Genomic DNA, 24764 nt, shown 5'->3' with positions numbered 1-24764 from the left:
TGGAACAGCTCCCACAACTCATCCGGCACCAGCCGCTCAACAATTCCCGCCACGATCGACAGCCTACACAGCACGCCAAATGAGATGACGTCTTAAGGGCGGCTGCCCAAGCCCCCTCAGAGGAAACCGGGGCCGCCGACACCTGAACATCCTTGAGGCCGCCGTCCTCGGCGACGCCTGCTGGCAGCCAGTTCACCTCGATGCCTGCCCTCTCCGCCAAGACCAGCACCGTGGCGACGAAGCCCTCGGACAGGCCAACCATGACTGCGTGACTCGTTCTCCGGTGCCACGCGAGCAGGGCGTCGACAAACTCCTTGAACACGAGAGGGTCGATCTGGCACTCGTCAGCCTGCATGGGGCCGATGCCGGACGGCAGACCCAGTTCGGCTTGGTAGACGCTCACCTGGCTCATGAACAGCCGGGAGGCCCCGTTGGACGGGTTCCAAAGGGTCTGGTCACCCATGTCGTAGTACTGGCTCAATGCAGCCCCTCCCTGCTGGTCATACCGGCCAGCGTCGCGAGCACATGACATTACGGTCAGTCAGCCCTCCACGGAAAGTGAGCCAGAACCCGAGTTTCGACGTCACCGGGGTACTTGCCAGGCCAGCATCGGAGTGCTCCTGGTGAAAGGCCCTGGTCATGCCGCCGATGTCGAAGGTCGAGCTGTACGCCGCGATCCGGCGCGACCACCGAGACGGCATGACGATGCGGGAGATCTCGCGCAAGTACAACGTGTCGTGGCGGACGATCAGGAAGGCCGTGGACTCGGTCTGGCCGGAGCCGAGGAAGAAGCTCCTGCCCCGGGCGACCGCGCTGGACCCGTACAAGGCGACGGTCGACGGGATCCTTCGGGCCGACCTGGACGCGCCGCGCAAGCAGCGGCACACGGTCACTCGGATCTTTCACTGCCTGGTCGAGGAGCACGGCGCCGATGTCTCCTACCAGCAGGTCCGCCGCTACGTCGCCGACCGCAAGCCGCAGATCCTCGTGGAATCGGGCAAGGCTCCGATCGAGGCGTTCGTCCCGCAGACCCACCAGCCCGGCATGGAGGCCGAGGTCGACTTCGGCGACGTGACGGTGAAGCTCGCCGGCGAGGTGGTGACCTGCTATCTGTTCTCCTTCCGCCTGTCCTACTCGGGCAAGGCCGTCCACCGCGTCTTCGCCTCCTGCGGGCAGGAGGCGTTCTTCGAGGGCCACGTCCACGTGCTGCGGACACTGGGCGGGGTTCCTCGGAGCAAAGTCCGCTACGACAACCTCAAGGCGGCCGTCGCCCGGGTGCTTGGGCTGAGCCGGGCACGGGTGGAGGCCGACCGGTGGATCGCCTTCAAATCACACTTCGGGATCGAGAGCTTCTACTGCCGGCCCGGCATCGAGGGAGCCCACGAGAAGGGCGGCGTCGAGGGCCAGATCGGCTACTTCCGCCGCAACCACTTCGTCCCGGTGCCGGAAGTCGACTCGCTGGCGGAGCTGAACGAGCTGGTCGAGCAGTGGGACCGGCACGACGGACGGCGCCGGATCGGGTCGAGAACACGGACGATCGACGAGTACTTCGAGGACGAGCGCCCTCGGCTGCTGCCGTTGCCGGAGGACCCGTTCGAGACGGGGCGGATGTTCACCCCGCGGGTCGACCGCTACGGCCAGATCACGGTCCGCACTAACCGCTACTCGGTGCCGGTGAGGCTGATCGGCAAGCGCGCCCGGGTGCTCTTGCATGCCTCCCACCTGGTGGTCTACGACAAGAACGTTGAGTTACCCGGCACGAGCGGTTGATCGCCAAGGGCAGCTGCCGGCTGGAGCTGGACCACTACCTGGAAACCCTGATCCGCAAGCCGGGAGCCTTCCCCGGCGCGACCGCACTTGACCAGGCCCGCTCCGCGGGAAAGTTCACCCCGGTCCACGACGCCTGGTGGGCCGCGGCGGTCCGGGCGCACGGCGACGCCGAGGGCACCCGGGCGCTGATCGAGGTACTGCTGCTGGGACGCCACCTCGCGCACGAGCACATCGTCGCCGGCCTGGCGACCGCGCTACGGGCTGGGGCGCTGACTGCGGACGCGGTCGCGCTGGAGGCCCGCAAAGCGGCCCAGACCGAGGATGAACCCACCGCTGCCGAGGCCCCGGCGCCGAGGTCGGCTGCTGGGCCGGGAGCGGCAACCGTGACGTTCCGGCGGCGGTGACCTGCGAGAGGGAGAAGCGCCATGACCCTGCCCCGCCAGCGGAACCTGACCGAGCAGGCCGCGACCACGGCCATCGACACCGCCTGCCGGCTGCTGCGGCTGCCGTCGATCCGGAACGAGTTCGCCGAGATCGCCGACCGGGCCGCGAAGGACCAGATGACCTACCGGGGCTTCCTCGCCGAGCTTCTGATGACTGAATGCGACGATCGGGCCCGACGCCGCTCGGAGCGCCGGATCAAGGCCGCCGGGTTCCCCCGAGACAAGTCGCTGCGGACCTTCGACTTCGACGCCAACCCCAACATCGACCCCGCCGTGGTCAACACCCTCGCCAGCTGCGAGTGGATCAAGAAGAGCCAGCCTCTCTGCCTGATCGGCGACTCCGGCACCGGCAAGTCCCACATGCTCATCGCCCTGGGCACCGAGGCCGCAATGCAGGGCTACCGCGTCCGCTACACCCTCGCCACCAAGCTGGTGAACGAGCTGGTCGAGGCCGCCGACGAAAAGCAGCTGAACAAGACCATCGCCCGCTACGGCCGCCGCGTCGACCTCCTCTGCATCGACGAACTCGGCTACATGGAACTCGACCGCCACGGCGCCGAACTCCTCTTCCAGGTCCTGACCGAACGCGAGGAGAAGAACAGCGTCGCCATCGCCTCCAACGAGTCCTTCGGCGGCTGGACCAAGACCTTCACCGACCCCCGCCTCTGCGCGGCCATCGTCGACCGCCTCACCTTCAACGGCACCATCATCGAGACCGGCACCGACTCCTACCGCCTCGCCTCGACCCGGGCGCGGACCGCAGCGCCCGTCAAAGCCGGCTGACCGTGCATGGTTCAGCTTGATGGTCCTCCACCCCAAGGATCGTCAAGCACTGTTTCGGGGCTGTTCGCCGTGAGCATTTCGTCGATGCAGCTGCGCAGCCCGACGCCGGTGGGGTCGATCCAGGTGAGCCATGGCACCGGCTGGAGCAGGCCGTCGTATTGACGGGTGCCGGGGTCGGTGAGGAGGGCGCGGAGTTCGTCGGGGGCGGGGTCGGTGACCAAGCACAGCCAGGCCAGGCCGGCGCCGATGCGGACCTCGGACGGTCGTCCGGGATCCGACCACAGGCCCCGGGCCCACCTGGGAGCGTGTTCATCCTGGTGTTCGCGGGCGAGCTGGGCGATCGCCAGGATCAGGCTCACCCGGACCACCGCATTGTCTTCCTTCGCCAGCCTGGACTGCAGAGCAGAGGAGACGTGTGAAAGCTCGCCGGTCGCCGCCGCCAGGACGTAGGCGGTCACGGAGCGGACCTCGGGGTCGGGGTCGGAGAGAAGCGGGAGCAGAAGGTGCAGGTCGTCCGTGACGGCCTGACGGGCGGCCTGGATCGTCCAGTCCACCGGGCACATCGTGCTGCCCTCGATCATCAACGGCTCCTCGGCGACCTGGAGCAGGCCCTCCCGCGATCCGTCCCCCATGTGCTGACACCGGCCGATCTCGGCGACCAGGCGAAGGGTTTGGGCACGGAGTTCGGGGCGCGCGGTCGCCCCGATCCGGAGCAGGAACGGCACTGCCAGTGCTCCCACCGCGATCGTGCCGCCCTGGTGGTGAAGACTCGTCCAGAGCTGCCACAGGGCCCTGTCGGCAGCTTCGGCGTCCCCGGACGCGAGCGTGGCGAGCAGGCCGGGGATCTCCTCGCCCGGGCCGTAGAAGTGCCGGAACCGCTGCCAGGGGACCTCGTCGTACCTGAACCCGTCCTTGACCTCCCGCGGGATCGCGCTGACGGCCACCCGCACGTCGCAGTCCGTGCCGACGCACCGTTCCGGCCAGTCATCCCAACGGCCATCGTCCATGGCTTGGCCTTCCAGTCCATCGACAGCATCCGAACTCCGGGAGTCTAACGACCGGTGATCAAGAGACGGACCGCTTCCGTCGCACTCCGGTGGCACCGCACCACGGCGACGTCATTTCTCGTGAGCATCTGCAGCACTCAAGATCGCCGACTGCTGCCCAAACTGCTGATCAAGCGCTGCTACTTCACGTGAACGAAGCCAACGGCGCAACGCTGTGGTGATTAGCAGATCGGCGGTAGCGGCCGGGTCCGTGCGCTGACAGAGAGTGAGCCAGGCCCGGGCGGTCAGGGCGGTGATCGTGTAGGGGTGGCGCGGCCCGTGTGCTGTCTCCAGCTCGACCTCCAGGCGGTGAGCGTGGCGGACGCCGGTGGGCAGGTCGCCGGCCGCGTGAGCGGCCCACAGGAAGGCCCACGTTTCGCGGTGGACCTCAGGCGGGCCTGCGTGCGGCGGGACGCTCGGGGGTGCGGCCGGCCTGGGCGGCGGGAGGGGCGGGGCGGGGTGTGAGGGCACGTCGTGCACTCCCCCATCGGGCGTGACGATCATCCACCACGGGGCCGGGGAGTCCGGCTCTGTGGCGCGGGCGCGGATCGGGCGGCCTGCAAGGGCGGCGAGGATGATCAGCTTGTCCCGCCCGGCTGCGCGCAGCTCCCCGGGGTCGGCTCCGTAGGCGAGTACCTGGCCGTCGAGGGTGAGGACCAGGCCGTCACCGGTGGGGCTGATCACCAGGGAGTAGAGCGGAGTGGCGGGCACGGTGGAAGCATCGACCATTTCAGGACGAGCACGACCAGGAGCAGCGCGGCCGGGTGCACCGGCCGGCTGCGCACGGCCGTGACGGCGCGCTGCTCGCGTACGGCTCGGCGGCGGGTACGTCGCCCCCGCCACCTTTGTCCGCTTCAGCCGCGGCGGCAAAACCATCGTCGGCAGGCTCCCCGACCAGACCGGCCGCCCCTGGCCCTGCGACCCGCGCCCGTGCAGGCCGCCCGGGCCGCGCTGCGGGCCGTTTGAGGACCACCCCTGCCCCATGCGGCGACGCGGGTTGCCTGCGCCGGCGCCCTTCCAGCCGATACACCCAGCCTTACCCCGCGCATGCTCGAGCCGACCCTGTCAGCTGCTCTTGCGGTGCTTACCGTCCCTCCCCCGCGCCTCCTCCTTGCTGATCGCGCCGACGGCACCCCAGGCGCGGGTCCGGGGCGGCCCCTGGCAGAAAGATGCCGTGGAGCGGCAGCGAATGACGGGTAAAGACTGCCGGTCAACGGCAATGCGCTGCCGCGAGGCGGGGGAAAGGATCAAGAACGTCTTATGTCGAGCAGGCTGTGCCGGTGTTCGGTATCCGGCGGTTGCTGCCATGCCGCAATGTCGGACACGACAGTCCTCGCCCAGCGGTGGCCCGCAGGCCGCGTGCGCAAGCGCCGGTTCCTGATCGTCCGCGAGGACGGGGGGTTCGGCACTCTGCAGGCAAGCATGACTTGAGTTGAATGGGGGGCGGTCGTGTCGGGGGATTTCACGCAGGAGTGGAGCGGTGAGAGAGGCAAGGTCGCCGAGCAGACGGTGATGCGGCTCAACGGTGTTCCGGCGTCCGACGGCGGTGGCGGTGACGGTGGGACGTTCGCGTCGACGCCGGCCCAGAAGAGGTCGGCCGGGAACACCGTCGAGACCGAGCTGGAGCCGAACACCAAGAAGGCCACGGAGCAGGCGGACGACAGCACCAGCGCCGCGGTCAAGGGCTTCGAGGGATGGGACGCTGCCCTGGGCCTGAAGAAGGTGGCGGACACGTGGGACCAGCAGGTGAAGGTTCTGATGGGCCGGCTCGGTTCTGAAAAGACGGCGTTGCGTGGCGCTTCGGGACTGTTCGTGCGGAACGACATCGGCACGGGCGACGGGTTCGGTGCCCTGGGCACCGCGTCGAAGCTCAACGACCTGTAGAGAGGGAGCGAGCAGATGCTGACGTACCACGAGGTGATGTCGACTGATCTGGGTCTGCTGGTGACGGCAGCGGGTAAGTGGGAGGAGATGGCCGACGAACTGAAGAAGGTCGAGACCCGCTACCACGACAGTGTGCAGACGATCACCATGGGTCCCGACTGGAGCGGCGTCAGCGTAGGCGTCGCCCACACCAGCTTCGCCGCCACGCGGTATGAGTACTCCGCCGCCCAGATCCAGGCCAAGGCAGTCGCGAGCCTGCTGCGCGACGCCCACACCCAGTTCACCGACCTGAAGAAGCGCGTCGAGTCCGCGCGCGAGGACGCCATCAAGGCGGGGATGACCGTCTCGGAGCAAGGCAACGTCACCTTCGACTACGCCAAACTGACTCCCGCTGAACGCAGCGCCTACCACCACGACCCGGACGGTCAGACCACCATACGTGAAGCGGTCACCAAGTGGCAGCAGCACATCAATGACTGCGTCAAGGCCGTCTCCGAAGCCGATCAGGGGGTCAAGATCGCTCTTGAGGCGGTCGTGGTGGACAGCAACAAGGACGCCTTCGGCAAGGGCAACGACGAAACCTACAACGGCTTCAATGCCGACGCACAGGGCGACATCGAGGTCTACGAGGCCCGCAATGCCGAGGACATCGCCACCCGCATCAACAGCGGCGACAAGGTGTCGGCAGCCGACTACGCAGAGCTGGACCGCTCCTTCCGCGACAACGCCAAAAGCACCGAGTTCAACCAGACCTTCCTCAACGGGATGGGCGCGCGAGGGGAGATCGGGACCCGGTGGTGGCGTCTGACCGCCGGCCGTCAGGCTCTCCTCGCCCTGGCCCATCTGCGGTGCGGTGACACCTACGCCCAGCTCGCCGCCGGGTTCGGGATCGGCATCGCGACCGCGTACCGCTACATACGCGAGGCCGTCGACGTACCGGCCGCGCTCGCGCCCACCCTGGCCGACACGATGCACGTCGCGCGGACCAAGGCGTTCGTGATCCTCGACGGCACCCTGCCACCGATCGACCGGATCGCCGCCGACACCCGTACTACTCGGGCAAGCACAAACGTCACGGCATGAACGTCCAGGTCCTCACCGACCCGTTCGGCCGCCTGCTGTGGGTCTCACCCGCGCTGCCCGGCTCCACCCACGACCTGACCGCCGCCCGCACCCACGGCATCATCGACGCACTCACCGACGCCGGCCCCAAGTGCTGGGCCGACAAGGCATACCAGGGCGCCGGCGAATTCGGAATTGCCCCGAAGGCGCAGCCGCCCGCACAGCGCGGTGTGCTGATCGAGACCGGCGGCAACCACGTCGTCTTCAGCGCCTACGACTTCGACACCGCGGTGTCGGTCATGGTCCCGGCCGCCACGCCCGCCGGGAAGGGCTCCTCGCTCCTCGACTTCCCGGAGCTGAAGAAGACGCTCGCGGCCATGGTCGCCGGGGAGACCAAGGCCGTCGCGGCCCAGACCCGCGTCTCGCTCGCCGGAGACCTGCTGGCCACCGAACACCTCACGGCCCCCATCACCACGCACGACATCCACGAGTACACCCAGCCGCTGGAGGCCGCTCCCGCCATGGCCACCATGGACGCGCGGGCCTTCCTCGCCCAGCTCAACCGCGTACTGCCCACGGCGGGCACCGACGACACGCTGCCCGTACTCACCTGCATCCAGGTCACGCTGGACGGCGAGACGCTCACCATGGCCGCCACGGACCGCTACCGCTTCGCCGTCGCGGAAGTCCCCGTCACCGCCACCGTGCAGCCGCCGAAGAAGCCGCTGACCGTGCTCATCCCGGCCGCCACCCTCTCCGCCCTGGCCAAGCGGCTGAAGACGCACGACGGCCCCGTGGGCATCGGTCTCCTCACCGCTGATCACGCCGAAGGGGAGCCTGTGGTCATCCTGCCCACCGCCCGCGCCACGCTGTAGCTGGGCGCCATCACCATCACGGTGCGCTCACTGGACGGCGGTCTCCCCAAGTACGGGAAGCTGTTCCCCGAGACGTGCGAGACGTCGGTCCGGCTCGACCGCGCCACGACCGTCCGGGCCGTGAAGAAGGCCCAGGGAGTCCTAACCGCCAAGGGTCTCAGGAACATCCCCGTCGTGTTCGCCTGGGACACCGACGGCAACCTCACGCTCGCCCCCGGCCGGACACGGCCGAAGGCGATGCCCGCACCAAGGGCATGCCCATCCCGACGACCATCACCCACGGCACCGGCGAAGACCTGCGCGGCGGCCTCGCCGCCTTCAACCCGAGCTTCCTGCTGGACGCGCTCGGCACATTCACCGACGACACCATCACCCTGCACCTGGGCGAGATGGAGAAGGGGCAGATCAGCAAGCCCGGACTCTTCACCGAGGGCCCCGAAATGGCTGGCCAGGGCTACAAGCACCTGTTGATGCCCGTCCGCCTCTCCTGAGCGAACAACCACCCGCGGGGGTGGGGTGCGCCGCCCCACCCCCGCCCCCGGCGGGGAGTGGCACCCCGCCGGCCCGAACACACCCACGGGAGGTACCCCATGGCCTTGATGCTCGACTGGCGAGGAACCCCGATCACGCACCGCGCCCACGTCCTCGTCCCCCGGAAGTGGGGCCGCAGCGGCCACTCGACCGAGATGGTGGAAGGCGTCGTCCACAGCTTCAGCCCCACCGGACGAATCACCGTCGACGTCCTTCGAACCTCCCGTCCACGCGAGACCGGAGGAACCGGCCGCACCCGCTACGCGGTGCCGGCCCACAGCGTGACGGTCGTGCCCGCTCCTGCCTGCCTGCGCGCCGGAGACCCGGGTGACGCCGCACCGAGCCCAACCCCCCAGGCGTCCGCCGCAGCCGCGCCCCTTGAGCTCTTGACGGTCGATGGGACGCAGTACGGGCCCTACCCCGGACAGCCCACCACAGCGCCGCGATCCTCCTACGGCACTTACCTGTTCACCGGCGAGACCGCGCAGCGCATCGTCGAAGACCTGCACCGGGACAACTGCGGCCTCACCGCAGCGTTCGAGTACGACGGCACCCTCACGTTCACCTGGGACGCGGACCTACCGGGACGAGCCCCGGCGCCGAGCGCGTCACCCCGGACGCCCAGGGCCGCTACGCGATCGGCGGACTGTGGCCCTGGGACAACTGGCCGGAGACCGGCGGGGCGACGCCCCAGCCCTGACGCTCCACCCGACGCAGCTCCCAGGCCCCTGCCCGTGGAAGGACTCGTCTCGGTCCGCCACGGGCAGGGCCCGGAGCCGGGCGCGTCCAGCACGCGCCGGCAGCCCGCGGGCGGCCGGGACGGCCCCAAGGGGTCTGACATTGATACTCGTAGCGGGCTCCGGTGGTCGTGGCTCAGGGTCTGACTGACGCCCTGCTGGGCTGTCTTGTAGATGTTCTGTCCGACCGCCGGAACCCGTTCTCCATGGCTCCGGCCAGGTGGAGCATGACCTGATAGGAGCTTGGCCACAGGCCCCCTCAATGTCCTGTCTGACCCACCCGGCCGGTGTCACCGCCCGCCAGGAAGGCAGCACACAGGATGACAGCGACGACCACGCCCGCCACCGAACTGGATGCGGTATTCGGCGGAGTGGACTCTCACGCGGACACAATCCACGTCGCTGTCATCACCGACCGGGGCGGCCACGTCGCGGACGCCGAGTTCCCCACCACGGCAGCCGCATACACCGCGGCGATCGCATTCCTGAACGCCCACGGCACCGTGACCGCCGTCGGCGTCGAAGGCACCTCGACCTATGGCCTCGAATTCACCCGCGCCGCCCGCCGCGCGGGCCTCATCGTGGTCGAGGTCAACCGGCCCGACAAGGCCGAGCGGCGCCGGATCGGCAAGTCCGATCCCATCGACGCCTACGAGGCCGCCCGCGCCGCACTGTCCGGGCGGGCATCGGTCGTCCCCAAGGACGACACCGTAAGCGGCATACGCGCGTTACACAACGCCGCCCGCTCGGCCGTCAAGGCCCGCACCGCGACCCTGAACCAGATCGCGCACATCCTCATCACCGCCCCGGACGACGTCCGCGTCCAGTACACCGCCCTGCGCGGCAAGACGCAGGTCGATGTCCTCTCCCGGCTCCGTCCCACCGGCGACGGACCACGCGTCGCCCTCCTGACCGCGCTGAAGACCCTCGCACGCCGGGTCCAGGCCCTGACCGCGGAACACGACACCCTCACCGCCGCCCTGGACGCCGCCGCCACCGAGCACAACCCCGGCCTCCGCGCCGCGTTCGGTGTGGGTCCGGACACTGCGGCCCAGCTTCTGGTGACCGCCGGCGGGAACCCCGACCGACTGCGCACTGAGGCATCCTTTGCAGCCCTCTGCGGCGTCGCACCCGTCCCAGCCTCCAGCGGCAGGACCAACCGCCACCGCCTCTCCCGCGGCGGCGACCGCGGGGCCAACGCTGCTCTCTACCGCATCGCTCTCGTCCGCATGTCCAGCGACGCCCGCACCCGCGAATACGTCGCCCGGCAGACCGCCGCCGGACGCACGAAGAAGGAGATCATCCGCCTCCTCAAGCGCGCGATCGCCCGGGAGATCTTCCGCTACCTCACGACACCGGTCAGCGTCCCGGACGTCTCCGACCTGCGGCCGGCACGCCAGGCCAAGAACATCACCCGGACCACCGTCGCCGAGCACTTCAATGTCTGGCCTGCCGTGATCTCCTGCATCGAACGCGGCACACGCCGCGACGACGACCTCGCAGGCGCCTACCGAGACTGGCTCACCGCCGCTTTACCCCGGGAGCCCGACAACTCCTCGGTCCCGAGACGTGATGTCATGGATGATGAGGCGATGTTCGTCCGCACAGAGATCCTGCCGCAGCCCCCGCAGCCGCATATAACCGTTCGGGTTCACACCCCCATCGGGTCCGCCGTTGTGCTCTGGTGCGGTGATCCGCAAGAAGCCGACGGCCAGCACCTGATCGAATGGACCGTCGACGCGGACATCGACTGGCGCCAGAACACCCGGCCGAGCGCTGACACCGAGCCGGAGCTCCGGCAGGAAGGCGACCGGGTGATCATGGGCGGCCGCCTTCACCTGACCGACGACGGAGCCGCCTACCTCCAGATGGGCCACTGGTCCGTGCTGTTCGACCTGGCATCACCCATCCCCAGCAGCATGGACGAGTCCTGGGTGGAGATCAGCGTCGGAACGGAGAGCGTCGCGCTTCACCCCTACCGAACCTGACCACCACTAGGTTCCCGGCTCCCTTGACTGCCAATAGGAGCATCATCGGCCCCTGCCGAGCGACTCGGAATCACCCCTGCTCCGCCTCCATCTCCCTGACGTGGCGGGTGGCGGCCGCAGTAGCCTGGCCGGCCTTCTTCGCCGCTGCTTCTGCCTGATGAAGACGTGTAGCCGCCCGATTGACCAGCTTCTCGGCCATCTCCGCGCGCAGCCGTGCCGCATCGAGCTCGTCTCGCGCGGCCGCGGCTTCATGCCGGGCCTTGTCCAGCAGGCCGACGGCCTCGGTGAGTTCCGACTGGGCCTGCTCCTGTTCGGCAGCGGCCTCGATTTCGGCCTGCCGGGCGGCTTCCAGGCGCAGGACACGCTGACAATTTCCCACCCAACCAGCAACAACTCCAGGTCAAGCCAGACCTGAAGCCGCGAAGCCGTTCTCACACAGACCTGCAACACCCCAGCTCACCGGACCACCGATACCGCAACCGCCCTCCCCCTCAGCGACACTGTTTGACGTCGAGTTCGTCGGCGAGGGTGAGCAGCCGTGTGGAACGCAGGACACGCGGGAGGAGGCCGACCGGGGCGAGGCTGTCTCGGATGTGGGCCGCGCCGGCCGGGCGGGTGGTGACTCTGGTGAGCCGGGTGACCAGTACGTGCGGGTTGTCCGTGTGCAAGGCGCTCCGGCGGGCGAGGCAGCCTTCCAGGGCTCTCCACATGGCACTGTCGAGGGCAAGGTCGACGCCGCGCCCGGGGAAGCGGACCGTCCGGGGGCCAGTGCTGATGTGGTCGAGGGTGAGGCGGCGGAGTTCGGTCGTGGTGGCGGCGTGGAGGAGGGCCGCCAGGCCGATTAAGGCCTCGTGCGGGAGGACATCCTTGCCAGCACTCCAGCGGCGGTAGAGAGCGCGCTGCTCGTCGAGAGTGAGGGTGGAGCCCCTGAAGCCCCGAGACTGCGGTGCCCCCACGGCTGCGGCGGGATTGTGGAGCACCAATCCGGTGCGGTGGGCGTGGGAGAAGAACTGCCGCAGCCCCGCGAGCCAGGAAGCCCTGCGAGCCGGATTGCGGGCCAGGAATGCCTCCAGGTCGGTGACGCTCACACTCGCCCAGGTGGTGTGGCCCTGGGCATGGAGGTGGAGGGCGAGGTCCCGGACGGTGTCGAGGCGGATCTCGATGGTCTTGAGCTGGTTCGGACGCAGCCCGACACGCTCGGCATTCTCCCGCTCACTGCCCGGTTCTGCTTGAGCCGGTTTGATGGCCCTCTCCACGGTGTTGCGCTTCTTGTAGCGGTCTTCGTCGAATCCGGGTGGCCGCCCGCCGCGTGATCCTCTGCGCAGGCGGGCGGCCTGGCTGTCGCTCTTCTCCGGAATCGTGTGCGGGATGCCATGGCGCACGACTCCACGGGTTCGGCCAGGTGGAAGACCTTCCGGGCAGCACAGCATTTGAGGCGTCGGACGATGTCGCGCCGGGTCTTGCCATCCTTGATGAGGCGTTGCCCCGACAATGCGGCGTTGCACCGACCGGAGCCCGGCGGACACAGGAGCCAGCCGACCACACCAGCTGGTGCTTCGCGCTGGCCCCCCGGCCCGCTCTCGCGGCCAAGGGGCAAGCCTGGCCTGGTGACACCGATGCCACAACAGACCTGTGTCGGCGATGAGTTCAGAATTTCATGGTGGCGGCGGGCCGGGATCGTGCTTCGGCTGTTGCAGCAGCGCGCCTCCTGGATTGGCAGTAGGGATCCTCGAGAAATATGCTGCATTTGCGCTGACTGAGCAGAGGATACCTAGCCCCGTCCCCATTTTGCTGCCGAGCCCGACGAGCATCGAACCCGAATCCCCATGATCAGGCAGTCCGCCAGAATTAAGCTCTACGCGCACAAGGTCCCTGAAGCAGTAGAAGTTCTGCTGAACGTCAGCAATTACCTTCATGAGCGCATAAGTATTTTTGACGAGCCCTTCATGAATTCCGGTCCTTACCCCCACGAAACCCACGCGGAGTCCGTAGGCGGACCCTTTGTATGTTTCAAGATCCGCCTGCTGCGGTATCGTGGAAATGTCGGTGATTCTGACACTCTGGCTCGGTTGGGGCCAAATAGTGGATAGGCCCTCGGGTCCGATCGCATAGCTTGTCGCGCCGCTCTTCGGAATGGCCCACGCGACGTCGTACGTGTTGAAGTAGAACGGCCCCTTGTCGCCTACTGGGTAGATGAAGAGGGGGTAGGAATTTTCCACCAATCCGATTTTCATTCTTCTGGAACTCCATTTGCCCGGAGGGTGTAGCTCCAGCTCGCGCCCAGGCTGGAAGATGGGCTTGGACGGCTCCATCTTCTCCTTGACCACGAATCCAGTGTCCGACCTTTGCGTATTAAGGCAATGGCCTGCAGAGAAAATCCTGCGCACGCCGCCCCAGTTTGCGACAGTCATCGTCCCGTCGATCCACTGTGTACGGTCATGGGACCGAATACCTATTCCGAGCCCGCCCCAGGCCGGGCGCGCATGCCAGCCCAAATATCCGTTACAGAGGGTGGGTGGTTCGACTTCTATCACGTCCGTCGGCGTGTACGTTCTGAATGCGGAGGTTCCCGGATCGACTGTCAAGGTCTCCACGGTGGGCGGAATGTGCAGCTCGCCCACCGCGAGTGCTGATGTCGGCTTCTTTTCCAGTACCTGTACGCAGATTGCCCATTCGCGCGTCACCCGACCACCGGTGACCTTGTGCCTCATGTCGAGCCCGACGACATTCGGGTCGTACAGCCAATGCGCTACGGACTCATGCAATCGATCGCTCGGGAATGCCTTCACGATACCCGTCCTTGACCAGGCCGCATGACAATGCGCCTTCTCAGTGGGGCGACAACGGAGGGTGAACGTGCCTGTCGCCGTGCTGGGACCCCCACCAGCGCTGCCGGCCCTGACGGCGACCCGTCACTGCCGGCCGATCGGTCGGCAGCGCGCCCCTCAATTCATCTACCCACCGTTCACGGTTTCCCGCATCTCGCGGCGGGAGTGCTGACGTCCAGGCGGGCGCTCTCGGCCAGCGCGTCAACTTCCCATGCTTAGCGGCCAATCGGCCCTCCCTTCCACGTGCGACAGCTGCCTCGGAGGTGCATCGTGGAGGGAGGGCAGCGGTGGTGCCACCGGTCCGAACTCCGCCGGGTGGGGCAGCGGTAGGAGGTGGCCGGGGCAGTGGGGCCGCTGTCGTGGCCTTGCCTGACGGATGGAAGGAACGGGCGCGTGAGAAGGATGGCCGAGAAGGTTTTCAGCATCATCGAGGTGGCCGAACAGGACGGAAAATGGGGGTACTCGGATATCAATTTCTCCGAGGGGGAAGCACCTGATTCCCCGGAGTCCGATGGTGGGCCCGTGTGGCGCCAGGTCAGTCCGGTGGCGATCGCGGGGAGCGGGCTGGCGGCCGTGGGATCGACTGAGGACGATCGGCGGGTCTTTTACCAGGACCTGAACAGAAGCCTGGTCGGAGCGTCGTACGAGCCTTCGCTGCCTGACGGCCGGTGGGACGGATATCGGGTGTTCACCACCGAGATCGGTGCCCCCACCGCCGATGCGGGCAGTGCGCTGGCGGTGACGGGACACGTCGGGGGCCTGGGGGTCTACTACTTCGACGACGGCCGGCTTGATGGCGGTCGGCGCTTGGTACGGCTGGAGGAACGGTCGCGGGAGTGGACCTATGACGTGTCCGACGACGCCCCGCGAGGTTCGTCGATCAGTCCGCTGTCCGCTGTCACCACCGAAGAGGGCGAATACGTCTACTACCTGGACGGGCGGAGCCACATCGTCGAGGCGTCGTGGCTCGGGACAGAGGGCTGGTCGGTCGACGATCTGACGTCCGGCATCGAGGTGTGCCCGACTCCCGCCCCGCTCAGCCGGTTGACCGCGGGCATCTGCGGTACCGGTTCCCGGTGTGTGTACTTCCTCGACGAGAGCGACAGGCCCGTACAACTGGAACGCACCGTCATCGAGGGTACGAAGAAGCGTCCGGAAGGCCGAGTGGTGTGGCAGGTACGCAGCCTGTCCGTCTACGGGGCCCCGGCCGCGGCAGCCGGCAGCCGGCTCGCGGTCCTGCTGACCGCCGAGGGCCATCCGCAGCTCTACTACTTGGACGCCGACCGGATGGTGGTCGAGGTGGGGTTCAACGGCCGTGGCTGGGGCGTCAACCGTGTGGGCGTGAATGCCGACGATGGTGCGGGCACTCCTGCGGCCGCCGCCGGCAGCTCACTGGCCGCCGTGGCACGTGCCGATCGCTCGGCGGCCCAGGTGTACTACCTGGGCGCCGCCGACGACCCCGGTGAGGGCGACAACCGCCTGATCGAACTGCAGGGGTCGGGGTACACGTGGACCTCCCACTCCCTGGGTGCCGAGCTGAACCTTCCCGCTGTCGCCACCGGCGCTCCGAGCCCGATCACCGCGATCTGCACCAGCGGCCCGCGCGTCTACTACACGAGCGAGGAGTAGACGCCTCGGGCGCCCCGGCGCTGTGGCCGCCCGTGGCGCTGACGGCGCCCGTGCGCCCGGCCACGCGACGGGACCGCCCGCACGGCAGTCGGGCCGGGCCGCGCACGACACCCGCCTTCCGGACTTGATGCGGTGAGGGGAGTGACGGGTCATCTGCCGCGCCGTCGCGGACGACAGGCGCCGATCGTCTCTCCGGGAAAGGGAGGACCATCCCATGCGCATGAACGACACCTATCAGGATGCCGTGAACGGAACCCTCGCCTCCGTGGACAACGGAAGCCGGACGAACATGACGGTCACCAACGGCACGCCCGTACATCTATGGGTGTACTGGGTCGGGTTCGACGGCCTGCTGTACGGCCGCAACAAGCGGACGGACAGGCTGGCCCCCGGCTACCCGGGCCAGATCCTGGACCCCGGAGCGACCATCACCTGGAAGAACCTCGACCGGTCCTACTACTTCGTCGCCAAGGTCGGGTACTCGGGCGCTTTCGCGGCAGTCTGGAGGGCCGACCGGGACAACGCCGCCGTGACCCTCACCGGCCGCGACCTCCTGGACCCGGACGACATCGGGGAGACTCCCGTACCCACCGGCTCCGTGATCATCCCACCGCACGGACCGAGGATCCTGGTAGGGGCGGGGACACTGCAGAAGAACAGGTTCGTCACCCGTGAGCAGTTCTGGCAGCGTCTGCCGAACTCCTACAGCCTGGCAGCGGGCGAGGACAAGACCGTCGACTACACGCAGACTCAGGGGATGCAGGAAAGCTCGTCCGACACCAGGACGGTGACAGGGTCGGTCAGTGCCAGTGCCGGCGGCGGCTGGGGCCCGTTCACTGCCTCCGTCAACGCCTCCCTGAGCCAGTCCTCGACCAAGTCCCAGCAGGTCACCGTGTCCACCCAGACGACCAGCTTCACGTCGAACCAGTACTCCAACGACGACAGCCACGGGTGGATGTGCCTGTTCTGGCAACTCACCGACGTCCTTACCGTGTTCGACGAGACAGGGACCCCATTGGCGTCAGTCGTCTCCGCCACGGGCCCGTCCGTCGTCTGGGGCCCCGTCAACGTCGACAAACTGGCGAAGGAGGATCTGGACCCGCCCGCCCCACCCGCCGAAATCCGACACGGCACTCCCGAGATCGTCTCCGTCCGGCCGGCCTAGGCGGCCCCTCGTACCTCGGCTCACCGCGACAGGCCGATCGAACAGCGGCACACACCACGGACCCCGAGAGCAGGGGGCACCCACCAACAGCTGGAGGAGATCATGGCGACAACGGGTGCCCGACCCATGGGCGTGACCCAGGGCGGAGGCTACACGGCTGTCATCGAAGTGGCTCAGGAGCCGGATGGCTCGTTCCAATGGACCAACCTCAACATCGCCGCGGGCAGGGACGTGGGACGCGGCATCCTCAGACCAGCCCCCTTCCCGGCCCTGACCAGCGGCTTCGCGGCCGTCGGCTGGGGCTCGGACAGTCGGCGCGTCTACTACGCGGACGCCGACGGCGCCGTCATCGAGCTGAAGACCGACGGAAGCCGCTGGCAATTCCTCAACCTCACCAGCGACCTCGGCGTCCCCGCGGCCCGGTGGAACAGTGCGCTGACGACCGGCGGCATGCGATCCGGAACGATGATGGTCTATTACGTAGACGAGGGCGGCGGACTCATCGTCCTGAAGTCCATGAAGTCCGTGAAGTCCGAGCCCACCTGGCACTCCGACATCGCCGACTTCATCCCCAAGGTGCCGGCGACGAGCCCGATGGCCGCGCTGCAGAACGGCCGAGGCCGCTTCGTCTACTTCTTCAACAAGAACGGCCACGTCATCGAGGTGGAGGGATTCGGAAAGCCGCCACGCCGGATCACCGATCTCACGAAGTTCATGAACCTCCCCTCCCCCTCCCCACTCAGTGGGTTGGCCGCCACAGGGTGGGGCGGCGACCACCGGCACGTCTACTACGCGGACACCAACGACAGCCTCATCGAGATGGCGGGTTACGGGGACGAGAACGGCAGATGGTCGGCGAGGAACCTCGCCAGCCAGGGTGTCAGACGGCTCAAGGACGGAAGTCCGCTGGCGGCCGCGCCGGCCGACGGCACCCCGAAGGGCGTCGCACTGTTGGGCCAGGGATCCGAACCGCTCTGGGCGAACTGGGAGAACGGCTGGTCGACCCAGGAGATCTTCACGACCGCGGCCGCGAACAGCTCCGTCGCATGCGCGGCGACCACTGACGGCCGCCCCTGGGTGTCCTACGTGGACTGGAACAATCACCTCTCCCTGTGGAGAGGGCCGGGGTCGGACTGGCGGTGGTGGGACCTGACCGCCGGTCTGGACCTTCCGGCCGCTGCCAAGGTGGCCACGCAGGGGCCACTGGCTCTGGTACAGACCGAGCGCGGCACGCGCATCTACTACCTCACCGACGAGCCCGACTTCTGAGCGGCTCTGCCGCGCACACGAATGCGCGGCAGGTGATCGGAGCTCACCATGCGAATGAACGACAACTACCGAGCGGCCCTCGCGGGCACCCTCGTCTCACCCCTCAAGGAGTTCAGGGCCTCGGTCCTCGTCATCAACGACCTCTCCATCCCCCTCGACGTCTTCTACGTCGATCAGTCCGGCAACCTGTGCGGGCCCGACGGCGACGGGAACTGGACCGCGGGCCTGCCCGGACTCGTCATGGACGCCGACGGTGACAACGTCGTGATCACTGGCGACTGTTGGGCCGGCAGTTACTGGCTGGCCAAGTCCCACTACTCCGGCGCCTTCGCCGCCGTGCTGCAGAACCCCGCGGGCAAGAGCACCCTCACCTTCTCCGGGTTCGACCTGCTGGACCCCAACGACATCGGACCGATCCCCCAACCCACTGCGGACATGCTCATCCCGCAGGACGGCCCCAGCGTCCTGGTGGCCACCGGTCTCGTCCAGCACGGCACCACGACCCGCACCCCGGTGAACACGTTGGCGGACGACCAGGTCGGTCTCGGCGTGGCCGTCACCCGCGAACAGTTCTGGCACTGCACGGGAGAGTCCTACAGTCTCGCGCCCGGCGAGACCCGGACCGTCAGTTACACCGTCACCCAGGGCATGCAGGAGAGCAGTTCGCAGAGCGAGACCACCAACGCGTCCGTCGGCGTGAGCGCCAGCGCCGGCTGGGGCCCGTTCAGCGCATCCGTCTCCGCCTCCCTGAGCGAGTCCTCCACCTCCACCCAGCAGCTCACCGTGTCCACCCAGACGACGTCCTTCGTCTCCAGCACCTACCAGAACCTCGGCGAAAACCCCGAGCTCAACCTCTTCTGGCAACTGACCGATGTCGCCACCGTCTACGACGAGAACGGCCAACCCATCGCCTCCGTGATCTCAGGCGAGGCACCGTCGGTCGTCTCCGGCCCCTGGGAGGTCCAGGAGATCGAAGGCACGAAGAAGAGGAGGCTGGAGCCCAAAGCCAGGCGAGACCGGCCCGCCGACATGACGTAGGCAACGTCTCCCGCTCGGGACGGCCTTGCTTCCGTGACGTGTTCCCCATGCGCCTGCGCTGCGAAACGGTTGTTCCAAACAAGGATGAGCGCATGGTGAAAAGCGTGTCCTGTACGACGCAGTGAACGCCGTGCTGGCGAACGGTTCCGTGAACTGAACAGCGGGCACGTCGTCATGTACATGCCGCCTCTGGCGCGGGCGGAGCCCGCGGACTTCGGCATGGCGCTGACGAGTGCGGACGGGCATCGCAATCAGGCGGGCGAGACGGACAAGCGTTCACGGTCCAGTCGGTGTCCAAACCGTTCGTCCTGGCGCTCGCGCTGACCGGACTCGGCGCGGACGAGGTCTTCCGCCGGGTGTGGGCCGAGCCGAGCGGCGAGCGGTTCAACGCGATCAGTCTGGATCCGGAGACGGGCGACCGGCGAACCCGATGACCGCCGCCGAGGAACGCGAGGCCGCCACCACCCCGCAGCAGCCGCCGCCCGAGCCCCCGGCATGGCTGGTAGAACGCGGGATCGGCGTCAGCCGGCTTCCCGCCCGCGTGCACACCGGGGACTGCTGGGACACCGGCAACCGCTGCGCCCCCGCCGACCCGGAGCAGATACGGCGCCTGCCGGCCGAGGGCGTGCCCGCCTGCATCCACTGCCGGCCCGACACCGCTCTCGGAGCGCTGGAGTGACCGGGCACCGGCAGGGTGAAGGGATGAGCCCCGCCCCGCGTGTAGTCGTCTATCCACCGGACGCCCAGGGCGGCCGCCGGGTGCGCTGCGACGGGGAGATTCTCGGCCGGGACCCGGGCGCCCTGCCGGCTCGAAGAATCGACGGCCTGCCACCCCCTACGACGTCGGGCGGGTCCTTGCGACCGGCGAGTCCTACGCCCGGCCGATGCACCACAAGGTCGGCGCCAAACCCCGACGAACTGGATAGACCTCAGGTGTTCCACCACTCGTCGGTGCCACATCCGACCTCGTAGTGCCACCATCCCTCTGCCTGCCCCTGCGCCAGGAGTGCCTTGATCCCGGCGAAGTCCGTGCCTGCCGGCACGGTCAAAGCCACCATGGGGAAGTCCTCGCTGAAGACCTCTCCTCCGAGGCCGAACGCCGAAAGTCGCTGATGGACCGCCTGCGGGCTTCTGCCGAGGGGACCGCTGGGTACGGGCACGACACGGATCGTGCAGTTGCCGGAGGAACTGACCCGCCCGACAGCCCAGTGGAGCCCGTCGGAGCCGGTCTGGTAGCGCACCACGTCGCCCTCGGCCACCCCGCCCTGAAGGAATGGGGCGTTTTCGATCCGGGCCGTGCTGTCTCCCAGATCCGTTGCCCCCAGACCCTCGGTGTCCTGCGGGAACCACCCCTCACGCGGCACGAACCGGAACCAGACCTTGATCTTCTCAACCACGCTCTCCATGCCCGCCATCATCCGCTGACCGGCAAAGCCAACTCGCACCGGGCTTGAGCGCAGGGGTTAAACGTCAAGCTGATTGACTGATCCGCCCCGGGCTCCCGGGCTGCGGCCCGTGAAGCAGGGCGCCGACGATTCCGCCATCGTGCTGCCCGGCACCGCTGCGCAACCGGCCGCCGATTCCAATGGAAACGGCGGCCGGGACATCGACTACCCGGTGTTCCTGGCCATCGCGGTCGTGGCTGGCCCCACCCTGTTCTGGGCCTTCGTCGGTCTCGGCCTCGGACTCACCGTGCTGGGATGGGCTGCCGGGATCGCCAGCACCGGCATCCTCGCCACCCGCACGTACGGGTATCTCCTCGCCTCCTCCGACGGCCACGGCTTCGACTACTGGCTGTTCCTCACCCTGATCGTCGCCGCCACCCTCGGCGCCTTCTGCGTCACTCCCTATGCCCTCGTCCGCGGCGCCGTCGGACGCCGCTTACCCGGCGTGCCAGGCCAGGGCCGACCTGCTGCGCTTCGCTCCAGCCGCACAGGCCACCGCCTAGGAGCCGCTCCTCACCCGCCGCTCCCCACCGACCAGCAAAATCCTCCAGGGCGCGGCGCTGCTGTTCTCGCGGGCGATCTGCTGCGCGAGGACGTCGCGGTTGATGTACGGGTCGACGGCGGCGAGGCCCAGGCGGTGGAGTTCGTCCGGCTCCAGCGCTTCCACCTCCCACTGCACCGGGCGGCGGGGGGCAAAGCTGTAGCGGCGAGCGAAGGCCGGCCACCGGGGGTCGCCGCGCTTTCCCTCGGTCTCGGGCAGCTCGTAGGACCGAACCTGGTCGTAGGTCAGCAGCACCCGCTCGGTCCGGCTCCAGCACCCCGTGCGCGCCGAGCGGCGTGACGCGGCCCTGGCCGCGATCGACGCCGACTGGGACCCCGGCCTGCTGGGGCGGACGGTGGACTGGCAGCGGCACGCCACCTACCTCGCCCAGCTCCTTGACGAAGGGACCCGTCTGAAGGCCATCTCTCCGGGGTGACCCGGCACGGCGAGGACGTCGGCCGTTGGCTGGCCAGCCAACGGCAGGACTGGACACAACTGAACGCCGAGCAGCAGGCCCGGCTGGTGTCGGCGCGGCCGGCCCGTCGCTCCCCTGACCGGTGAGACGGCCCCCAGAGGCACGGCCGCGACGGCGGTGAGTGGGACGAGGCCTAACAGGTCCCGTGAGCGCAGCTTCGTGGTCTTCCAGGTTCCTGGAGTTCAGTCGGCCCTTCGGTCCTTCTCGGCGTTGGGGCGGCGATTCCCATTCGTACGCTGAACGCAAGCGCTCCCTGTCTGTCCGGACGTAGGATTTCACCTTCATGCTCGTGACACGCGACCATCGGAGGGAACCCGGGGTGGGGGAGTTAACGAGCGCAGCGGACGTTCAGCCCCTGGAAGACGGTGATCCGGTCAGGCTCGGCCGCTTCCCGTTGATCGGTCGGCTGTCAGCCGGTGGCATGGGGCGGGTCTACCTGGGTAGATCACTTACTGACGGTATGCTGGTGGCCATCAAGTCTCCGCTGGCGCAGGCCGAAATCAGTGCCGTGGACCGCAGACGCTTCGCGCGTGAAGTGAAGGTGGCCCGGCGGGCGGAAGGCCTGCGTACCGCGCGGGTACTGGGAGCGGATGCCGAAGCTGAGTGGCCGTGGCTCGCTTTCGAATATATTCCGGCGCCCTCGTTGGCGGAGCTCGTCATGAAGGCCGGGATCCTGGCCGGCCCTGCGGCCCGGTGGGTGACGCGTGGCGCTGTGGAAGCGGTTGGTGAGCTCCATCGGCACGGCATTGTGCATCGGGACGTGAAGCCCCAGAATCTGCTGTTGCCCCTGAATGGTCCGCGGCTGATCGACTTCGGGATCTCCCACGCGGCGGATCTGACGCGTACGCAGCTGACGTTGGGCACGGTGGCCTTCACCTCGCCGGAGCAGGCACGTGGTGAGCCTTCGACGGCAGCGTCGGACATCTACTCACTGGGTGCGACGCTCTTCCACCTCCTCGTCGGCCGCCCCCCTTACCCGGCCGGTATGGAGATGCTGGCACTGCTGACGTATGTGGCGGAGGCGGATGTCGACCTGACGGGGCTGCCCGGTGAACTCGCGCCGCTGGTGAGGGACTGCCTCGCGTTGCGGCCCGGCGACCGGCCGGCGGCCGAGAGCTGGTGGACACCCTCACGGCCGCACTGGCCGAAATGCCCACCCTGGCAAGTACGGAAGGTTGGCTGCCCAGTTCGTGGAACGTGATCATCGAAGCGTACGCGCGCCAGGGCCGCGAGCTCGCAGCCGATCCCAGGGCGGCCCTCCGTGCGGCCGACGCCTCGCCCGAGCGGCTCGCGAGGTCCGAAGAAAGCCTGCCGTCCCCGCCGGGCGCGGCAGCGCCTGCCGCAGAGGCCGCCCCGGACCCGACGGCACACCTGGCCACCACCCCCGAAGACGAGACGCCGCAACCCGACAAGCTCCTCGCAGGGGCGCGGAGCCGGGGTGAGATTGTCTTCGTGCGGTCCGTACAAGGGCTGATGGCTACCGCTCTGTTGTTACTCGGCGGCGTATTGGCCTACGGCTATTACGAGAACCAGCAGGCCGAACAGCCCGGGCCGATCGACCGGGCATTCGCCGGGATCAAGGCCGGCGACTGCACCCCGACCGGCCTCGATCCTGCGGGCCAGTGGCTCGCCCCCTCACCCGAAACCACCGATTGCGGCGCTCCCGGTGCGCGCTGGCGCGTCATCTCCTCCAGCAACAAGGGAACAGTGGATCGCTGCGGGGCTCCCTCCGCCGCGGTGACCTGGAACCGGTCCAGTCGGGCAGGCACCGTCAGCCTTTGCCTCGAGCGGATATTCCATCCGGACGAGTGTGTGATCGGTCCTCAGCCCGCCCTCGCAGCCCTCACAGAGGTCACGCCGCTGATGAACGGGCCCGTCTTCGCCACGACCGTCACGTGTTCGGATACCGCCCCGGCCGGCCTCGCGATTCTGCGCGTGTTGAAGTACGGGCTGTCCGATACGGCCTGCCCCCGGCAAACACGGGTCCGCTACAAGTTTCCTGACCGGGGAAGGATGCTGTGCCTGACGACAGTGTGATCCTACGGCCGCTCCACCGGGCAGACCCCGCCTCACTGGGCCCGTACCGGCTTCTCGGACGCATCGGCGCGGGCGGCATGGGGCGCGTCTACCTTGCGACCCGCAGCGGGAGCGAGGGGCTATATGCCGTCAAGACCCTTCTGGTCGAAGGCCTGACGACCGACGCGGACCGGGCCCGGTTCGCCCGCGAAGTCAAGATCGCGAGACGGGCGGCCGGACTCCGAACGGCCCGGGTCTTCGACGCCGATCCGGACGCCCCTCTACCTTGGCTCGCGACGGAGTACGTCGCAGCGCCATCCCTGGGCGAGCTCGTGACACGCTGCGGGATCGCTCATCCCGCCGCCGTCGCCAACATCGTCGCCGACTGCGCCACCGCTTTGGAATCGCTGCATTCCGCCGGCGTGGTACACCGCGACCTCAAGCCGCACAACATCCTGCTGACCTCCCAGGGGATACGACTCATCGACTTCGGCATCTCCCATGCCACCGACGTGACCCGCACCCATCTCACGCTCGGCACCACCGCCTACATCGCCCCCGAACAGGCAGGCGGTGAACCGGCCACAGCCGCGTGTGACATCTGGGCATTGGGCGCCACGCTCTGCACCCTGGCCTCCGGCAAGCCCCCCTACCCCGATACCGGTGACCCGGTGCGCCTCCTGGCACTCGTGTCCCGGGCGTCAGTCGATCTCACCTACGTCCCCGCCCCACTACGTCAGCTTGCAGAAGCGTGCCTGGCCGCAAACCCGGCCGACCGGCCCACCGCGGCAGCATTGCGCGTTCTGGCCGAGCAGTATGAAACCCCGCGCCGGCGGCTCCATGCGGCTGCAGCAGCGCCGCCCGACAGCTGGGCCGCACTGATAGCCGACTACCAGGACGACGGGCAAGACCTCAGGGACGAATACGCCGCCGGTCGGCCGGCTTCCGGCACCAAGCGAACACAGCGCATCGCGGGCCTGACGCCACTTGGCTGGAGAGCCGCAGGCAGCTTGATCACCAACCTCACCGTGCTGATCGTCCTCGGGGCGGCAGGCCTGCTCACGCTCGTCATCCTCGTAGCTGTTCTCGTGATCGCTCTCTCCGCTCACTGAGCCTTTTCCAACCTGACTGCGGTGTCGGCCTATTGGGGGCCAAGGGCTGTACGCAACAACGAAGCTCCTGGTAGACGGGTTCTCGACCAAGATCACCCATGTCCGCCAGGAGCTTCGCGTGCTTGCC

24 protein-coding genes and 2 pseudogenes are annotated in these 24764 nt (G+C 68.2%); 19 read left to right on the top strand and 7 right to left on the bottom strand.

Features of this window, described 5'->3' with window-relative positions:
• Positions 1 to 481 (bottom strand): DUF6086 family protein (locus tag AB0F18_RS29300; RefSeq protein WP_362066044.1); only part of this gene is annotated, 481 nt, incomplete at its 3' end.
• 167 nt (positions 482 to 648) lie between these two features.
• Here AB0F18_RS29300 and istA point away from each other — a divergent pair.
• The 3 genes from istA to istB are packed head-to-tail and all read left to right on the top strand — an operon-like array spanning position 649 to position 2996.
• The gene (gene istA / locus AB0F18_RS29295) at positions 649 to 1770 is read left to right on the top strand and encodes an IS21 family transposase (protein WP_362066042.1); all 1122 of its coding nucleotides are present in this window, start codon (positions 649 to 651) and stop codon (positions 1768 to 1770) included.
• Positions 1767 to 2174: a hypothetical protein gene (locus AB0F18_RS29290; RefSeq protein ID WP_362066040.1), complete on the top strand. Its 408-nt coding sequence runs from the start codon at positions 1767 to 1769 to the stop codon at positions 2172 to 2174. Before istA ends, AB0F18_RS29290 begins: the two co-directional genes overlap by 4 nt.
• Positions 2175 to 2195: 21 nt before the next feature.
• A complete protein-coding gene (gene istB, locus AB0F18_RS29285) occupies positions 2196 to 2996 on the top strand; it encodes an IS21-like element helper ATPase IstB (RefSeq protein WP_362066038.1) in 801 nt (266 codons plus the stop codon).
• Positions 2997 to 3007: 11 nt separating this feature from the next.
• Here the strand turns inward: istB and AB0F18_RS29280 are convergent, their stop codons facing one another.
• Both AB0F18_RS29280 and AB0F18_RS29275 read right to left on the bottom strand, forming a co-directional pair.
• Positions 3008 to 4003, bottom strand: coding sequence for a hypothetical protein (locus AB0F18_RS29280; protein ID WP_362066036.1), 996 nt, complete (start codon positions 4001 to 4003; stop codon positions 3008 to 3010).
• A gap of 111 nt (positions 4004 to 4114) precedes the next feature.
• Positions 4115 to 4753, bottom strand: a complete 639-nt coding sequence (locus tag AB0F18_RS29275) for a hypothetical protein (protein ID WP_362066034.1) — start codon at positions 4751 to 4753, stop codon at positions 4115 to 4117.
• 738 nt (positions 4754 to 5491) lie between these two features.
• Between AB0F18_RS29275 and AB0F18_RS29270 the strand changes: the two genes are divergently transcribed.
• The 5 genes and pseudogenes from AB0F18_RS29270 to AB0F18_RS29250 all read left to right on the top strand — a co-directional run bounded on the left by AB0F18_RS29270 (position 5492) and on the right by AB0F18_RS29250 (position 11119).
• A complete protein-coding gene (locus AB0F18_RS29270) occupies positions 5492 to 5926 on the top strand; it encodes a hypothetical protein (RefSeq protein WP_362066032.1) in 435 nt (144 codons plus the stop codon).
• Between the two features lie 783 nt (positions 5927 to 6709).
• A pseudogene (locus AB0F18_RS29265) lies at positions 6710 to 7173 on the top strand (transposase family protein); the annotation flags it as partial.
• 114 nt (positions 7174 to 7287) lie between these two features.
• Entirely contained in the window at positions 7288 to 7863 is a 576-nt protein-coding gene (locus tag AB0F18_RS29260) for a hypothetical protein (protein WP_362066046.1), read from the top strand.
• A gap of 254 nt (positions 7864 to 8117) precedes the next feature.
• On the top strand, positions 8118 to 8354 hold the full coding sequence (locus AB0F18_RS29255) for a hypothetical protein (RefSeq protein ID WP_362066030.1): 237 nt from the start codon (positions 8118 to 8120) through the stop codon (positions 8352 to 8354).
• Positions 8355 to 9451: 1097 nt separating this feature from the next.
• Complete coding sequence (locus tag AB0F18_RS29250; protein ID WP_362066028.1) at positions 9452 to 11119, top strand: IS110 family transposase; 1668 nt, start codon at positions 9452 to 9454, stop codon at positions 11117 to 11119.
• Between the two features lie 70 nt (positions 11120 to 11189).
• Here AB0F18_RS29250 and AB0F18_RS29245 read toward each other — a convergent pair whose 3' ends face one another.
• From AB0F18_RS29245 to AB0F18_RS29235, 3 genes and pseudogenes are all read right to left on the bottom strand, one after another.
• Complete coding sequence (locus tag AB0F18_RS29245) at positions 11190 to 11498, bottom strand: hypothetical protein (RefSeq protein ID WP_362066027.1); 309 nt, start codon at positions 11496 to 11498, stop codon at positions 11190 to 11192.
• Between the two features lie 862 nt (positions 11499 to 12360).
• Positions 12361 to 12477: pseudogene (locus AB0F18_RS29240) on the bottom strand (IS5/IS1182 family transposase); the annotation flags it as partial.
• Positions 12478 to 12774: 297 nt separating this feature from the next.
• Positions 12775 to 13908, bottom strand: coding sequence for a hypothetical protein (locus AB0F18_RS29235; protein WP_362066025.1), 1134 nt, complete (start codon positions 13906 to 13908; stop codon positions 12775 to 12777).
• Between the two features lie 432 nt (positions 13909 to 14340).
• Here AB0F18_RS29235 and AB0F18_RS29230 point away from each other — a divergent pair, with 432 nt between their 5' ends.
• From AB0F18_RS29230 to AB0F18_RS29205, 6 genes are all read left to right on the top strand, one after another.
• The gene (locus AB0F18_RS29230) at positions 14341 to 15576 is read left to right on the top strand and encodes a hypothetical protein (protein ID WP_362066023.1); all 1236 of its coding nucleotides are present in this window, start codon (positions 14341 to 14343) and stop codon (positions 15574 to 15576) included.
• Positions 15577 to 15790: 214 nt separating this feature from the next.
• Positions 15791 to 16741, top strand: coding sequence for a hypothetical protein (locus AB0F18_RS29225; RefSeq protein ID WP_362066021.1), 951 nt, complete (start codon positions 15791 to 15793; stop codon positions 16739 to 16741).
• A gap of 126 nt (positions 16742 to 16867) precedes the next feature.
• On the top strand, positions 16868 to 18010 hold the full coding sequence (locus tag AB0F18_RS29220; protein ID WP_362066019.1) for a hypothetical protein: 1143 nt from the start codon (positions 16868 to 16870) through the stop codon (positions 18008 to 18010).
• Between the two features lie 54 nt (positions 18011 to 18064).
• Positions 18065 to 19048 (top strand): hypothetical protein, encoded by a 984-nt coding sequence (locus tag AB0F18_RS29215; RefSeq protein WP_362066017.1) that lies wholly within the window; start codon positions 18065 to 18067, stop codon positions 19046 to 19048.
• Positions 19049 to 19338: 290 nt separating this feature from the next.
• The gene (locus AB0F18_RS29210; protein ID WP_362066015.1) at positions 19339 to 19482 is read left to right on the top strand and encodes a glutaminase; all 144 of its coding nucleotides are present in this window, start codon (positions 19339 to 19341) and stop codon (positions 19480 to 19482) included.
• A complete protein-coding gene (locus tag AB0F18_RS29205; protein ID WP_362066013.1) occupies positions 19479 to 19727 on the top strand; it encodes a DUF6233 domain-containing protein in 249 nt (82 codons plus the stop codon). Before AB0F18_RS29210 ends, AB0F18_RS29205 begins: the two co-directional genes overlap by 4 nt.
• Before the next feature lie 250 nt (positions 19728 to 19977).
• Here AB0F18_RS29205 and AB0F18_RS29200 read toward each other — a convergent pair whose 3' ends face one another.
• The gene (locus AB0F18_RS29200; RefSeq protein ID WP_362066011.1) at positions 19978 to 20466 is read right to left on the bottom strand and encodes a DUF4265 domain-containing protein; all 489 of its coding nucleotides are present in this window, start codon (positions 20464 to 20466) and stop codon (positions 19978 to 19980) included.
• Positions 20467 to 20563: 97 nt separating this feature from the next.
• On the opposite strand from AB0F18_RS29200, the gene AB0F18_RS29195 reads away from it, so the two are divergent.
• The 5 genes from AB0F18_RS29195 (at position 20564) to AB0F18_RS29175 (ending at position 24637) form a co-directional block, all read left to right on the top strand.
• Positions 20564 to 21334 carry a hypothetical protein gene (locus AB0F18_RS29195; RefSeq protein ID WP_362066009.1) on the top strand — a complete coding sequence of 257 codons (771 nt, stop codon included), beginning with the start codon at positions 20564 to 20566 and terminating at the stop codon, positions 21332 to 21334.
• Positions 21315 to 21470, top strand: coding sequence for a hypothetical protein (locus AB0F18_RS29190; protein ID WP_362066007.1), 156 nt, complete (start codon positions 21315 to 21317; stop codon positions 21468 to 21470). Before AB0F18_RS29195 ends, AB0F18_RS29190 begins: the two co-directional genes overlap by 20 nt.
• 322 nt (positions 21471 to 21792) lie before the next feature.
• Positions 21793 to 22710: a serine/threonine-protein kinase gene (locus tag AB0F18_RS29185; protein ID WP_362066005.1), complete on the top strand. Its 918-nt coding sequence runs from the start codon at positions 21793 to 21795 to the stop codon at positions 22708 to 22710.
• Positions 22707 to 23546 (top strand): hypothetical protein, encoded by an 840-nt coding sequence (locus AB0F18_RS29180; RefSeq protein ID WP_362066003.1) that lies wholly within the window; start codon positions 22707 to 22709, stop codon positions 23544 to 23546. The genes AB0F18_RS29185 and AB0F18_RS29180 overlap by 4 nt, the downstream gene beginning before the upstream one ends.
• On the top strand, positions 23528 to 24637 hold the full coding sequence (locus AB0F18_RS29175) for a serine/threonine-protein kinase (RefSeq protein WP_362066001.1): 1110 nt from the start codon (positions 23528 to 23530) through the stop codon (positions 24635 to 24637). Before AB0F18_RS29180 ends, AB0F18_RS29175 begins: the two co-directional genes overlap by 19 nt.
• Positions 24638 to 24764 lie beyond the last annotated feature (127 nt).

The organism is Streptomyces sp. NPDC029216 (assembly GCF_040648015.1).
Classification (GTDB): domain Bacteria; phylum Actinomycetota; class Actinomycetes; order Streptomycetales; family Streptomycetaceae; genus Streptomyces.
Note: the sequence above shows the minus strand (reverse complement) of the source record. Positions and strands in the feature narration are given on the sequence as shown.